Annotated in this window: 14 protein-coding genes and 1 other RNA gene; 6 read left to right on the top strand and 9 right to left on the bottom strand. The window is 62.2% G+C overall.

The features are described from left to right. From NUX07_RS06995 to NUX07_RS06975, 5 genes are all read right to left on the bottom strand, one after another. Positions 1-1,647 carry a DNA polymerase III subunit gamma/tau gene (locus tag NUX07_RS06995; RefSeq protein WP_407696164.1) on the bottom strand — a complete coding sequence of 549 codons (1,647 nt, stop codon included), beginning with the start codon at positions 1,645-1,647 and terminating at the stop codon, positions 1-3. Positions 1,648-1,750: 103 nt separating this feature from the next. After that, positions 1,751-1,844, bottom strand: an RNA gene (ffs, locus tag NUX07_RS06990) — signal recognition particle sRNA small type. A gap of 34 nt (positions 1,845-1,878) precedes the next feature. Next, complete coding sequence (locus tag NUX07_RS06985) at positions 1,879-2,211, bottom strand: 2Fe-2S iron-sulfur cluster-binding protein (protein ID WP_265529857.1); 333 nt, start codon at positions 2,209-2,211, stop codon at positions 1,879-1,881. Beyond that, complete coding sequence (locus NUX07_RS06980; RefSeq protein WP_265529856.1) at positions 2,208-3,296, bottom strand: cysteine desulfurase family protein; 1,089 nt, start codon at positions 3,294-3,296, stop codon at positions 2,208-2,210. The genes NUX07_RS06985 and NUX07_RS06980 overlap by 4 nt, the downstream gene beginning before the upstream one ends. After that, positions 3,293-4,345, bottom strand: a complete 1,053-nt coding sequence (locus NUX07_RS06975; RefSeq protein ID WP_265529855.1) for a cysteine desulfurase family protein — start codon at positions 4,343-4,345, stop codon at positions 3,293-3,295. The genes NUX07_RS06980 and NUX07_RS06975 overlap by 4 nt, the downstream gene beginning before the upstream one ends. Positions 4,346-4,452: 107 nt before the next feature. Here NUX07_RS06975 and NUX07_RS06970 point away from each other — a divergent pair, with 107 nt between their 5' ends. After that, entirely contained in the window at positions 4,453-5,109 is a 657-nt protein-coding gene (locus NUX07_RS06970; protein WP_265529854.1) for an alpha/beta hydrolase, read from the top strand. Here the strand turns inward: NUX07_RS06970 and NUX07_RS06965 are convergent, their stop codons facing one another. Beyond that, positions 5,110-5,286: a hypothetical protein gene (locus tag NUX07_RS06965; protein WP_265529853.1), complete on the bottom strand. Its 177-nt coding sequence runs from the start codon at positions 5,284-5,286 to the stop codon at positions 5,110-5,112. 48 nt (positions 5,287-5,334) lie between these two features. Between NUX07_RS06965 and NUX07_RS06960 the strand changes: the two genes are divergently transcribed. After that, a complete protein-coding gene (locus tag NUX07_RS06960) occupies positions 5,335-5,586 on the top strand; it encodes a hypothetical protein (protein WP_265529852.1) in 252 nt (83 codons plus the stop codon). Here NUX07_RS06960 and NUX07_RS06955 read toward each other — a convergent pair. Next, complete coding sequence (locus NUX07_RS06955) at positions 5,583-6,530, bottom strand: threonine ammonia-lyase (protein ID WP_265529851.1); 948 nt, start codon at positions 6,528-6,530, stop codon at positions 5,583-5,585. The genes NUX07_RS06960 and NUX07_RS06955 overlap by 4 nt on opposite strands. A 178-nt stretch (positions 6,531-6,708) precedes the next feature. Here NUX07_RS06955 and NUX07_RS06950 point away from each other — a divergent pair, with 178 nt between their 5' ends. The 4 genes from NUX07_RS06950 (at position 6,709) to NUX07_RS06935 (ending at position 9,958) form a co-directional block, all read left to right on the top strand. Then, on the top strand, positions 6,709-7,896 hold the full coding sequence (locus NUX07_RS06950) for a type III PLP-dependent enzyme (RefSeq protein ID WP_265529850.1): 1,188 nt from the start codon (positions 6,709-6,711) through the stop codon (positions 7,894-7,896). A 32-nt stretch (positions 7,897-7,928) separates the two neighbouring features. Further along, positions 7,929-9,005, top strand: a complete 1,077-nt coding sequence (locus tag NUX07_RS06945) for a 1,9-bis(guanidino)-5-aza-nonane synthase (RefSeq protein ID WP_265529849.1) — start codon at positions 7,929-7,931, stop codon at positions 9,003-9,005. Between the two features lie 73 nt (positions 9,006-9,078). Beyond that, a complete protein-coding gene (locus NUX07_RS06940; RefSeq protein WP_265529848.1) occupies positions 9,079-9,516 on the top strand; it encodes an MAPEG family protein in 438 nt (145 codons plus the stop codon). 10 nt (positions 9,517-9,526) lie between these two features. After that, positions 9,527-9,958, top strand: a complete 432-nt coding sequence (locus tag NUX07_RS06935) for an MAPEG family protein (RefSeq protein WP_265529847.1) — start codon at positions 9,527-9,529, stop codon at positions 9,956-9,958. Here NUX07_RS06935 and NUX07_RS06930 read toward each other — a convergent pair. Further along, entirely contained in the window at positions 9,955-11,142 is a 1,188-nt protein-coding gene (locus NUX07_RS06930) for a class I SAM-dependent RNA methyltransferase (protein ID WP_265529846.1), read from the bottom strand. The genes NUX07_RS06935 and NUX07_RS06930 overlap by 4 nt on opposite strands. Continuing rightward, entirely contained in the window at positions 11,139-12,479 is a 1,341-nt protein-coding gene (locus NUX07_RS06925) for an NAD(P)H-hydrate dehydratase (RefSeq protein WP_265529845.1), read from the bottom strand. The genes NUX07_RS06930 and NUX07_RS06925 overlap by 4 nt, the downstream gene beginning before the upstream one ends. Positions 12,480-12,488 lie beyond the last annotated feature (9 nt).

Genomic DNA, 12,488 nt, shown 5'->3' with positions numbered 1-12,488 from the left:
TCAGGCCCCTTTCTGGTTAACGGTTTCGAGTTCTGCGTCCGGAAACGCGTCCGTGACGGCTTTGACCATCGGGTCGTTCAATACGGCGTCGCGCGCTTGCGCCTCGGCCATCTGTTCCTGTTCGCGCAAAGAGGCGTCTCCGCCCGATTGCGCGAGTTCGATTACCCATGCAGCGCCGGTCGCATCCTTTGCCTTGGTCGCTAGGTCGCGGGCAAAATCCTGGTCGAGCGGCGCCTTGGGCTGCAGCACGAGTTTGGGCGGTTCGTAGGATACGAGACCGACCTTGTCGTGCAGTTCGATCGCGCGCGCCATGTTCCCGGCGTCTTCAAGCGCTTTGATGAAACCCGGGAAGTCGGCGGGCATCTGCGGCTCGGCCGGCGTCGGTTCAACCTGTGCCTGCGGCGCTTCTGGAGTCGGCGCGCCTCCATTTTTCGCGGCGGCGACTGCGGGAAGAGGTTTGCCATTCTTGAGCGCGTCGATGACGGCGCCGGGATCGGGCATGCCCGCGGCGTGGACGAGCCGCAGCAGCGCCATGTCGAGCGCTTCGCGCGGGTCCGGCGCGATCTGTACATCGCTTAGACCCTTGAGCATCAACTGCCACAGGCGATGGAGCTGCGGCCATCCCAGCTTTTCGGCGTGGGCGGCAGCATTGGCGCGCTCTTCTTCCGAACGCATGACGTCGCCTGCCCCGCCGGCCTTGGCGCGGCTGATGGTATGTGCCGATTCCATCAGCCCGCGCATCACAGCGGAGGGATCGATGCCGAGCTGGTGGGCCTCGTCGAGCTCGGCGAGCAACTTGCCCGCGTCTCCTTTGAGAACAACGTCGAGCAATCGTTGGATGCGGCCGCGATCGGCAAGCCCGAGCATTTTGCGAACGGCATCACCGGTGACCGTGTCTTCGCCATGCGCAATCGCCTGGTCGAGCAGGGACAGCCCGTCGCGTGCCGACCCCTCGGCAGCGCGGGCGATCACCGCCAGCGCCTCGTCCTCGGCCTGCACTCCCTCGGCCTTGGCGATTTTAGCGAAGTGGTTCTGCAACTGCTCGGCGCTGATGCGGCGCAAATCGAACCGCTGCGTGCGCGAAAGAACGGTGACGGGCACCTTGTCGATCTCGGTCGTGGCGAAGATGAATTTGACGTGCGGCGGCGGCTCTTCGAGCGTCTTGAGCAGTGCGTTGAAGGCGCTTTTCGACAGCATGTGCACTTCGTCGATGATATAGATCTTGTAGCGCGCGCTAACCGAGGCATAGCGCACGGCCTCGATGATCTCGCGCACATCGTCCACGCCGGTATGCGACGCGGCATCCATTTCCACAACGTCGATATGGCGGCCTTCGGCGATGGCCTGGCACGGCTCGCACTGACCGCACGGCGTGATGGTAGGACCGCCCTGCCCGTCTGGTCCGATGCAATTCAGGGCCTTGGCGATCAGCCGCGCGGTGGTCGTCTTCCCCACCCCGCGGACGCCGGTCATGATGAATGCATGCGCGATCCGATCGCGCTCGATTGCATTGGCGAGCGTCTGGACCATCGCATCCTGTCCGATAAGTTCATCGAACGTTTGCGGGCGATATTTGCGGGCTAGGACCTGGTAGACCTTGGGCTGCTGCGGCTGCTCGGGTTCATCGAGGCCAAGACCCATGGTCATCGTGTCGGGTTCGGGCGCGTCTTCCGTCGGGGGCGATTCGTCGTTCACGGGCCGAACCTAGGCGGTGCCGGAGTGGTCGCCAAGGTGGTGATTGGTAGTTTTGGGAGGTGGAAGCCGACGACCCGACCGAAACCGCTGTGGCTGCTCCCTTCCGGGCCTGACCAGGTTCACGGACAGATCGTCCGCCGACTTCCGAGAGGCCATATGGCGATTTGTGTTGCCGGATGCAAGTCAGCGATCTTCAAGGTTTACGCTGCCACCGGGCATGCGGACCGTGAACGTCTCCTGATCGGGAATGTCCACCTGGCAGGCGAGACGCGAATTGCGGGTCACATGGGCCGCCAGATCGAGCAAGTCGTCCTCTTCCTCGCTGGCTACGGGATTCTTGGCAAAGTCCTCATCCGACAGCACCACATGGCAGGTTGAACAGGCCATGGCTTTTTCGCAGGCGCCTTCGAGCGGCTGTCCTTCGTTTTGCGCAAGGTCGAGCAGATTGGTGCCGGGCGCGGCTTCCACCTCGCGGTCGAGTGTGCCGTCGGGCCTCAGGAATCGGACAAGTGTCATTGGTTGGCAGCTGCCTCGTTGATGCGCGCCAGGGTGTCGGTGATTTCTTCCTCGGTCGTATAGCGGCCAAAGCCGATCCGGATCGAGCTTTTCGCTTGCATGTCGCTCAGCCCGAGTGCGCGCAGCACGTGGCTGGGTCGACCGGACCCCGAGGCGCACGCACTGCCGAGCGATATCGCGATATCGCGTAATTCAGATATTAGCCTTGCACTATCAAGCCCTTGGCGGCGGATATTAAGATTGCCTCTATAGCGTCGATCAGTGCTGCCGTTCACCGTCCACTCGCCAAGCTGCGCGGTTGCCGCTTCCCACAAGGCGGCCACGTGCGCATGATCTTCTTCCATGCGTTCAGACGCAATCTTAGCGGCCATGCCAAAGCCTACGCACAATGCTGGACTGAGTGTGCCCGAGCGCAGCCCCTCCTCCTGCCCGCCGCCGTGAATGAGTGGCTCCGGCTCGCAACCCTCGCGCATCCAGAGACAGCCGACGCCCTTGGGTCCGTGAATTTTATGCGCGCTTGCGGCAATCAGATCCGGGCCGTCAGGGATTGGCATGCGGCCATAGCCCTGGACCGCATCGCACAGCATCAGCGCGCCTTTTTCATGCGCGATGGCGGCAATCTCGGCGATCGGCTGAATGACACCGATCTCGTTGTTGACGAGCATTGCAGCGACAAGAGCGGTGTCTTCAGTGACCGCAGCGCGTACGGCCTCGAGATCGACCAAACCGCTGGAATCGACCGGCAAAATCGTGACGTCATGATGTCGCCCGTGCCAATCCACCGTGTCGAGCACGGCAGCATGTTCGGTCGCGATGGTCACGACGTGCTTGCGCTCGGACTTGGCCACAATGCCCTTGATCGCCCAGTTGATCGCCTCGGTGGCCGAGCCCGTGAATGCGAGCTTTCCCCCCTGCCCCATCAGAGCTGAAACGCGATCGCGCGCGACCGAGATGGCAGCGGCGGCTTCCCTGCCCGCACGATAGGGCGCGTGGGGATTGGCGAACTTCTCGCCGAGCCATGGAAGCATGGCCTGTTCGACTTCGGGCGCCATTGGCGTGGTCGCCTGATAGTCGAGATAGATCATGCGAACTTTTTAAGCTCTTCCAGCAGGCGATCGATATCGGCGTCGGTCGTTTCCGGCCCAAAGCTGACGCGAAGGAAGTGGTTGGCCAGATCCTCGCGCCCCATTGCGGCGACGATGCGGCTGCCTTTCATGGCGCCTGACGAACAAGCCGAACCCGATGACACGGCAATGCCGGCAAGATCGAGTTGGACGAGCATCGCGGCAGACGTCGCACCCGGCATGGCGATACCACCAATCGTCGCGATCCGTGGTGCCGCCTCGGCAATGATGGTGCCGCCCAAATCTTTTACTGCACTTTCAAAGCGTTGGCGAAGCTCCCTCAGGCGCGGCATCGCTTTACGAAAGCGACCAGCTTCGAGCGCCGCAGCAAAGCCAGCGGCATCGGGGACGTTCTGCGTGCCGCGGCGATAGCCCTTTTCCTGGCCGCCAATGGCTTCGAGCGTTCTAAGATCCTTTACCAGCAACGCGCCGACACCCGCCGGGCCGCCCAGCTTGTGCGCGGAAACGGTAATGAAATCGGCGTCCGGAAGATCGATCTTCCCCGCGCCCTGCGCCGCGTCACATAGAAGCAGCGATCCCGCGGCCCGAACTCGGTCGTAGATTGCGTCGATGGGCTGGATAACCCCGGTCTCGTTGTTGACCAGCTGGATGGCCACGAGCGCCGGCCCCTGTGCAAGCGCAGCGTCGAGCGCAGCCATGTCGACGATGCCGTTTTCATCGACTTCGAGCGCGATGCTGCCCTCACCCATGCCGTGCGGCACGATGTCGTGTTCGACGCAGCAATGGATGCGCCCCGGCACCTTGGCGCGCTGGGCCGCGATGACGACCGCTTCGGACGCGCCGGAAGTGAAAATGAGGTCATGCTGCCAATTGAGCGCCGTAAGGATCATCTTTCGCGCCTGCTCCATGATGCCGTTGCACTGGCGTGCCTCGGCATAGGGGCTGTTGGGATTGGCCCAGCAGTCGAACGCAGCGATCATGGCCTCGCGCGCTTCGGGGTGAAGCGGTGTTGCCGCAGCGTGATCGAGATAGAGGCGTGCCTCCGTCATCATGTCCTCTTCGTGATTGCCCTTCGTTTCATCCTCCCTATATAGGAGCCGCACGCGCACGGAAGCCCTTCGTGCAACATTATATCAATTTGCCGAGTTGCTCATCTATGCCCGAAGTGATTTTCCCCGGACCCGAAGGTCGTCTTGAAGGCCGTTTCACCCCCGGACCGCGCCCGCGCGCGCCGGTAGCGCTGATCCTCCACCCGCATCCGCAGGCTGGCGGAACGATGAACAACCAGCTGGTCCAAATGCTGCACAAGGATTTCGTCCGCCGCGGCTTTGCGACGCTGCGGTTCAACTTTCGCGGGGTCGGCCGGAGCCAGGGCACTTTCGACAACGGCATCGGCGAACTGAGCGATGCAGCGAGCGCGCTCGACTGGGTTCAGCAAATCCATCCCGAAGCTGAAGTGACGTGGGTCGCTGGCGTCAGCTTTGGCGCGCTGATCGGCATGCAGTTGCTGATGCGCCGCCCCGAAATTCGCGGCTTCATCTCGATTTCGCCGCCGGCCAACCTGTACGATTTCAGCTTCCTCGCCCCCTGTCCGGCGAGCGGTATCATCATCCAGGGCACCGCTGACGAGGTGGTAACGCCAAGCGCTGTGCAAAAGCTGGTCGACAAGCTTCGGACCCAGAAGCACATCACCATCGCGCATGAAGAAATCGAGGGCGCCAATCACTTTTTCCAGGACGAAATCCCGGAGCTGTTCAAGGTGATCGACGACTATCTCGACTACCGCCTCGATCCGGATTGCCCGATCCGCTGATCAAAGCGTCCAGATCAGGACGTTTCCGACTAAAATGATCGCCATGGCTATCATCAGGAGACCGCGCTGCCTTGCCGTGCGGTCTTCTTTTTGCATGGCCTGTTTGGTGCCGACGAACGCGAGCAGGAACGCGGCGACCATTCCGATCGAAAGCAAAGCGGCGGCGATTGTCGACATGGAGCTCTTTTAATAATTTCTTACCGCTTTTGCGTCATCATCGCGCGCATGGCTAGTCCTGCACCAGAAGCGCGTCTCGAAGAGGCGTTCGAGCGGATCGAAGAAACGATCCTGCCCTGCATCGCAATGATGCTGGAGAGCCTCATGGACGCGTCTGCCGATATGGCCCGCGCCGATCCCAAGGCGCTGGCGGCCGAACTCCAGATCCTGGCGGCAGAGCTTGAGGAACTGACGCAGGCCGTCGAGCGATCCAGCCCCAACAGGCTGACGCCCGGCCCGTTCAAGGCGCAAGTCGCTTAGGCGCCGACCATTTCGGCATGCAAAGCTGGATCGATATTGCCGCCCGATACCAGCAGAACATCGCCATCTTTTGGCTCGACAGACCCCGACAACAGGGCGGCTAACGCAACACTGCCGCCCGGTTCAGTCACCTCGCCCTTGGCAAAAGCCCAGCGGATGGCGTCCCTCACTGCGTCTTCACCAACTTGAACGCCCTTCGCGCCTCGTGCTCGAAGGATGTCGACGGTCAACTCGGCGGGCATGAGCGTCTGGATCGCATCGCACAGCGTTGGTGGCGGATTAGCAGGGACGCGTTTCGGCTTTCCGGCTCGGAGACTGAGCGCCATGTCGTGCCAGCCTTCGGGTTCGACGATTACGATCTCGGCATCGGGACAGGCCAGCGCAATGCCAGACGATAGTCCGCCGCCACCGCAGCAGATGATGATGCGCTTGACCGGAAAGCCCTGTTCACCGGCCTGCTCGAGGATCTCGAGGCCGCATGTCCCCTGCCCGGCGACGATCCACGGATCATCGAAACTCGGCACGAGGGTAGCGCCGCGTTCTTCGGCAAGACGGGCGGCGATCTCCTCCCGACTTTCGGTCAGGCGATCATAGGTGAAGATTTCGGCGCCTTCGCTTCGCGTGCCTTCGATCTTTGCCTTGGGCGCATCGGCGGGCATGACGATGGCGGCGTGCATGCCGAGACGTCGCGCAGCGATCGCCACGCCCCGGGCGTGATTGCCCGAAGAAAAGGCGACGACGCCTTCTGCTCTCTCTTTCGGAGACAAGGCCAAGAGGCGATTGGATGCACCGCGCAGCTTAAACGCGCCGCCGGTCTGCCGATTTTCCCACTTGATGGCGACCTTGGCACCACCAATGTCATGAATGGTCAGCGGGGTGCGGCGAACCGCGCCTTTGATGCGGTCTGCGGCCTGCAGCACGTCTTCTCGCGTCACGCTTGCCATCCTATCTCCCTCTCAAGCCCAGAAAAGCGCAGCGGCCTGCCATTTCCTAGCGCTTTTTTCGCACGCGAAATTCATATTTACTTCATCTCGTCTGCACCATATATCGCGCCACGCTGCCCCAAGGGACTTCCACCGCAAGGCAGCTTGTTTGAACTGACACCTTCGGAGGTCCCTTGAGTTGCAAGATTTTCATTCCGCGTTGGGGCTAGCGACGAGGCGCAAGCCCGTCCAGCCGATTACTCTTGTCCGCCCGCATGCCGCCCGGCGTGCAGCCCGTTTCTTCGTCGAGAAGTTTCCGGGCAAGTCGCTCTATGCGGTAAAGGCCAACCCCGCTCCCGACCTGCTCGAAGTGCTCTGGGATGGCGGCATCACGCATTACGACGTCGCGTCGATCGGCGAAGTGCGCGTTGTCAGCCAGACGCTTCCGCAAGCCACCATGTGCTTCATGCATCCGGTCAAGGCCGAAGAGGTGATCGAAGAGGCCTATTTCTGCCACGGCGTGAAGACCTTCAGCCTGGACAGCCTCGATGAGCTGGAGAAGATCCGCAAGGCCACACGCGGCGCGACCGATCTCAACCTGCTGGTCCGTCTCAAGGTGTCGAGCGAGCATTCGAAGCTGAGCCTTGCCACGAAGTTCGGTGCCGATTCCGACGAGCTGAGCCAGCTTCTCCTGGAAACACGCCAGGTTGCCGACGCAATGGGCATCTGCTTCCACGTCGGCAGCCAGGCAATGACGCCGGCAGCTTACACCGAAGCGATGGAACGCGTGCGCACCGCCATCATCGAAAGTTCGGTCACCATCGACATCATCGATGTCGGCGGCGGCTTCCCGTCGGCTTATCCCGGCATGGAGCCCCCGCCGCTCGAAAGCTTCTTCGAGGCTATCCACGAGAAGTTCGAGGACCTGCCGATTAGCTATTCGGCCGAACTTTGGTGTGAGCCGGGGCGTGCGCTGTGCGCTGAATATGAAAGCGTGTTGGTGCGTGTCGAGCGTCGCCGTGGCAACGATCTTTACATCAATGACGGCGCTTATGGCGCGCTGTTCGATGCGGCTCATATCGGTTGGCGCTATCCGACCGAACTGGTGCGCGCCGAGGAGAGCGATGCCCCCCTCGCGCATTTCAGCTTCTACGGGCCGACCTGCGACGACATGGATCACATGAAAGGTCCGTTCGTCCTGCCCGAGGACGTGAAGACCGGCGACTATCTGGAGATCGGGATGCTGGGCGCCTATGGCTGCGCCATGCGGACCGGGTTCAATGGCTTCGGTGTCGAAGATCGCATCACCGTATCGGACGAGCCGATGATGAGCCTTTACAGCTTCAGCGCGGAACGCCCTGACGAGTCAAACGTCGTTCGCCTGTAAGGGCTTAGCGCGACTAACAATTGGAGAGAGAAATGAGCGAGGACCTCGCCACCCATCCGCACGAAGAGCAGATCGATCGCCAGAAAAAGGCGGAACTGCTGTCGAACGTCGTCGAGCATATCGACATCACCAGCTTCGATGCGCGCCCGATCATCGATTCGATGGGCAAGATGAGCTTCACCAGCCGTGACCTGGCGCGCGCAACCCGCATCTATAACCAGATGCTCGAAGACAAGGATTGCTCGATCATCCTCGTCGTGGCGGGATCGACCTCGGCCGGCGGCTGCATGGATCTTTATGCAGAGCTAGTGAAGTCGAACATGGTCGACGCCATCGTCGCCACCGGCGCCACCATCGTCGACATGGATTTCTTCGAAGGGCTCGGTCACAAGCACTACCAGGCGCTCGAAATCCCCGACGACAAGGTGCTGCGTTCGCTCTACATCGACCGCATCTACGACACCTATATCGACGAAGAAGCGCTGCAGGATACCGATCACACGATCGCTGATATCGCCAACTCGCTCGACCCCAAGCCTTATTCGAGCCGCGCTTTCATCCGCGAGATGGGCAAATATCTCAGCGAGCACGGCAAGAAAGAGAACAGCCTCGTCAAGCTCGCCTACGAGCATGATGTGCCGATTTTCTGCCCGGCTTTCGTCGACAGCTCGGCAGGCTTCGGTCTCGTCAAGCACCAGGTCGACCGCATGAAGGCTGGCGAGGACTATATGGTGCTCGATGCCATCGCCGATTTTCGTGAACTGACCGACATCAAGATCAAGGCAGGGTCGACCGGCCTTTTGATGATCGGCGGCGGTGTACCCAAGAATTTCGCGCAGGACACGGTGGTGTGCGCCGAAATACTTGGCCATGACGATGTCGAGATGCACAAATATGCGGTGCAGATCACCGTGGCGGACGTGCGCGACGGTGCCTGTTCTTCCTCAACGCTCCAGGAAGCGTGCAGTTGGGGCAAGGTGGACACTGCGCTCGAGCAGATGGTCTATGCCGAAGCCACGTCGGTGCTGCCGCTGCTGGCCAGCGACGCCTATCATCGCGGCGCGTGGAAACATCGCGAGAAGCGCCGCTTCGCCAAGATGTTCGAATAGGTTCACTTTCGAAACGACCTGGTTCAAGAAGACCCCTCACGCATCAAACGTGGGGGGTTTTCTTATGCCGTATATGTTGACCTTGTTACAGCCGCTTGCCGCCTTGATCGCCTGGTCGGGCGTCATGCTGCTTTGGCTCTACGTGACCCGTTTCAGTGCTATGAAGGCCAAGGGGATCAGCCTGAAAGGACGCGTCGGGTCGCGCGGCGGCGATCTCGACGGTGTCATCGATCCCAAGGCGCAATGGAAGGCGCACAATTATAATCACCTGATGGAGCAGCCGACGTTGTTCTACGCGACGATCATCGCGCTCGTGCTGATGGGCGACGCCTCGATGATCTCGATGGTGCTGGCCTGGGCCTATGTTGGCCTTCGCGTCGCGCACAGCCTGGAACAGGCGCTCACCAATCGGGTCGCGGTGCGCTTCCCGCTGTTCGCGCTGGGATCGATCTGCCTGCTCGGACTGATCGGCAAGCTGGTCCTCGCCGTCTTCTTCGCTACGTTCGAATAGGAGCCTGACTATGGATCATGTGAACCCCCTGCTGGGTCCGATTATCGCGCTGGTCGCCTGGACAATCGTCATGCTGTTCCTGGCAGCCTTCAAGATGCAAACCGGCATCCGAAGCGGTGCGGATCTGCGCGGGACGCCGCGCGGCGCGCGCGGGCGCGATCTCGAAGGTCGGATCGACCCCAAATATCTCTGGGCGCGGCAGAATTACGAGCATCTCGTTGAGCAGCCGACCTTGTTCTACGCGATCGTCATTGCGCTGGTGCTGATGGACCAGGATCACATAGTCAACGTGGTGCTCGCATGGGCTTATGTCGGGCTGCGTATCGCGCATTCGGTCGTCCAGGCGCTCGGCAAGTCGCGCAGCATCACCTTTGTGACGTCATCGCTGCTGTTGATCGCGCTCACCCTCCACGCGGCGATGGAATATATCGCCCACCTCTAGCGCGTGAACGCGGCGCACAGCTCGACATGGGTCGACCAGCGGAACTGGCCGACGGGTTGAACCCATTCGAGCGTATAGCCCCCTGCGACAAGCACCTGCGCATCGCGGGCGAACGTATCGGGGTTGCAGCTGACATAAGCGATGTTCGCGGGGCCGCCGCGGGCCAGCGTTTCGCATTGTGCCTGCGCGCCCGATCGCGGGGGATCGAGCACGACTGTTCTATAGGGTGCGAGCTCGTCAGCCTGGTACGGATTGCGGTAGAGATCGCGATGCTGCGCCGCGATGGTGCCACTCGTGCGCTTGGCAGCAGCCATGAGCGACAGGATGGCGCTGCGGTCGGCTTCGGCAGCTGTCACGTCGCCCTGGTCGACCAGTGCGAAGCTGAACGTGCCAAGCCCGGCAAACAGGTCGAGGATCGGTCCCTCGCACGCGGCTTCTTGTGCGGCGGCCACCAATGCGGCCTCGCCATCCTCGGTAGCCTGGAGAAAATTGCCCGAGGGGAAAGCGACGGCATTGCCCGAGAGCGTGATAGTTACGGGGCGTGGCTCGTAACGCGGCTCGGGACCCAGACCCTCATCGAGCGAGAGGCGCGCAAGCCGGTGTGCTCCGGCAAAAGCCGGCAGCGCTTCGGCAGCCTGAAGCCCGTGAGCCTCGACGCCTGCGATCGTGAGGTCGATGCCCTGATCGACCATCGTCATCTGGATGGCGGCGGTGCGCCCCATATCGAGTGGGCCGCCGAGAAGTTGGCGCATCGGCTCGAGCAGCGCAAGTAGCTCGGGGCGCAAGATATGGCACTCCGTCATGTCGATGATGCGATGGCTCCTCGATTCGGAAAATCCGATGGCGATGCGCTTGCCGACCCGCGCGGCCTTTAGGCTGGCGCGGCGGCGTGAGCGCGGCGGCGAAAGGTGCGCGGGCCGGATCGTCGTCACCAGGTCCTTTTGGGTAAGCGCGTAGCGGATCCGGTCTTCGCAAAAAGCCGCATAGGCTTCATCATCGAGATGCTGGAGCTGACAGCCGCCGCACTGGGGAAAGTGCCGACAGGGAGGGTTTTGATGGTGGGGACCTTTGGCGAGCAGCTTTCCATTGTCGACCGTGTCGCCGGGAGCTGTGCCCGCAACGAATTTGCCCGATGAAGTGATGCCATCGCCGCGCGCGGCAATGCGAACGATTTCCTCGCTCACAAGGCGTCGACCAGATCGTCGGCGATCATTCCCTCGCCTGCTTGCTCCGCGGCACGGCCATGCCGGTAGACCGCGCTGCAAGCGGCTTTGAATGGCTCCATCCCGCGGGCGCGATGCGCGGCAATAATGCCGGCGAGGACATCACCCGTGCCCGCCGAGGCGAGCCATGCAGGTGCCGGCGGCGCAAAGCCTAGGCGACCGTCGGGCGATGCGACCAGCGTGTCGGGGCCCTTGTAGACGACGACACATTGCGTCTGCTGAGCGGCGATCAGGGCACGGTCCGCCTTGCTGCCTTCGATGTCGCCGAAGAGCGCTTTGAACTCGCCTTCATGCGGCGTCAGGATGGCGTCATGGCCTTGCAGGCGTTCAGGCTCGCCAACATGCTTGAGCGCGTCCGCGTCGATGACGAGCGGATGGTGCTTGGTCAGCGCGACGGTGAACAAGGGCGGGATGTCGCCCATGCCCGGGCCGACCAGCAGGCAGCCGATGCGATCGTCATCCAGTGCGTCGGCGGCTTCGGTTTGGACGATGGCGCTTGGCAGGCCGTCGATCATCCGGCTCGTCGATACGCGGACATAACCCGCGCCAGCGCGCGCGGCGGCCTTGGCGGACAGCGCGATTGCGCCTGGCATGGCGCCCGACAGGCAGTGGACGAGCCCACGGCTATATTTGTGGCCCATCGGGTCGAGCGGCGGCAGCGGTATGTCGGCGATCTCGTGCCAGTCGGTGTCAATCTCGCCTAGCCCGATATCGCGCAGTAAAACGCGACCCATGCGGTGCATCGACGGTGCCAGGCGATGCGCGGGTTTGAGCGCGCCGAACGTGACTGTCGCGTCCAATGCACCAAGATCGGTCAGGATCTCACCGCTGTCGGTGTCGATGCCGCTCGGCAGATCGCACGCGACCGCGAATTTGGCGGCATCGATCAGTCGGCGGGCGTTGGCGGCAAGTTCATCTTCGAGCGGGCGCTTCAGGCCGGTGCCGAACATGGCGTCGATGACGACCGGAGCCGTTGGGGTGTCGGCTCCCAGCTCTTCGACCTCCCCTCCCCATTGGTCGGCTGCCCACTTCGCAGCATCGCTTTTGGGTGGCGAAAGCGCGGCGATGCGAACATTGAAACCGTGCGCCTTGAGATAGCGCGCGGCGACATAGGCGTCGCCGCCATTATTGCCGGGACCAGTGAGCAGCAGCGCGCTGCGCCAATGGCTCATGCGGTGGACGGCATAGGCCAAGGCCTTGCCGGCGCGTTCCATCAGTTCGGTTTCAGCCGTTCCAGCATCGATGGCTGCCTGTTCGGCCTCGCGCATGGCCTCGGCGGTGAGAATGGGTCGCGTCATACGCCGCGC

It is taken from the genome of Sphingomicrobium marinum, from assembly GCF_026157105.1.
GTDB classification, from domain to species: domain Bacteria; phylum Pseudomonadota; class Alphaproteobacteria; order Sphingomonadales; family Sphingomonadaceae; genus Sphingomicrobium; species Sphingomicrobium marinum.
Note: the sequence above shows the minus strand (reverse complement) of the source record. Positions and strands in the feature narration are given on the sequence as shown.

Bases quoted from the DNA above. Each gene is read 5' to 3' on its own strand.
- NUX07_RS06935 (WP_265529847.1), top strand. From the start codon at position 9,527: ATGGATCATGTGAACCCCCTGCTGGGTCCGATTATCGCGCTGGTCGCC.
- NUX07_RS06970 (WP_265529854.1), top strand. From the start codon at position 4,453: ATGCCCGAAGTGATTTTCCCCGGACCCGAAGGTCGTCTTGAAGGCCGT.
- NUX07_RS06940 (WP_265529848.1), top strand. From the start codon at position 9,079: ATGTTGACCTTGTTACAGCCGCTTGCCGCCTTGATCGCCTGGTCGGGC.
- NUX07_RS06955 (WP_265529851.1), bottom strand. From the start codon at position 6,530: ATGGCAAGCGTGACGCGAGAAGACGTGCTGCAGGCCGCAGACCGCATC.
- NUX07_RS06925 (WP_265529845.1), bottom strand. From the start codon at position 12,479: ATGACGCGACCCATTCTCACCGCCGAGGCCATGCGCGAGGCCGAACAG.
- NUX07_RS06985 (WP_265529857.1), bottom strand. From the start codon at position 2,211: ATGACACTTGTCCGATTCCTGAGGCCCGACGGCACACTCGACCGCGAG.
- NUX07_RS06980 (WP_265529856.1), bottom strand. From the start codon at position 3,296: ATGATCTATCTCGACTATCAGGCGACCACGCCAATGGCGCCCGAAGTC.
- NUX07_RS06975 (WP_265529855.1), bottom strand. From the start codon at position 4,345: ATGACGGAGGCACGCCTCTATCTCGATCACGCTGCGGCAACACCGCTT.
- NUX07_RS06965 (WP_265529853.1), bottom strand. From the start codon at position 5,286: ATGTCGACAATCGCCGCCGCTTTGCTTTCGATCGGAATGGTCGCCGCG.
- NUX07_RS06945 (WP_265529849.1), top strand. From the start codon at position 7,929: ATGAGCGAGGACCTCGCCACCCATCCGCACGAAGAGCAGATCGATCGC.
- NUX07_RS06960 (WP_265529852.1), top strand. From the start codon at position 5,335: ATGGCTAGTCCTGCACCAGAAGCGCGTCTCGAAGAGGCGTTCGAGCGG.
- NUX07_RS06995 (WP_407696164.1), bottom strand. From the start codon at position 1,647: ATGACCATGGGTCTTGGCCTCGATGAACCCGAGCAGCCGCAGCAGCCC.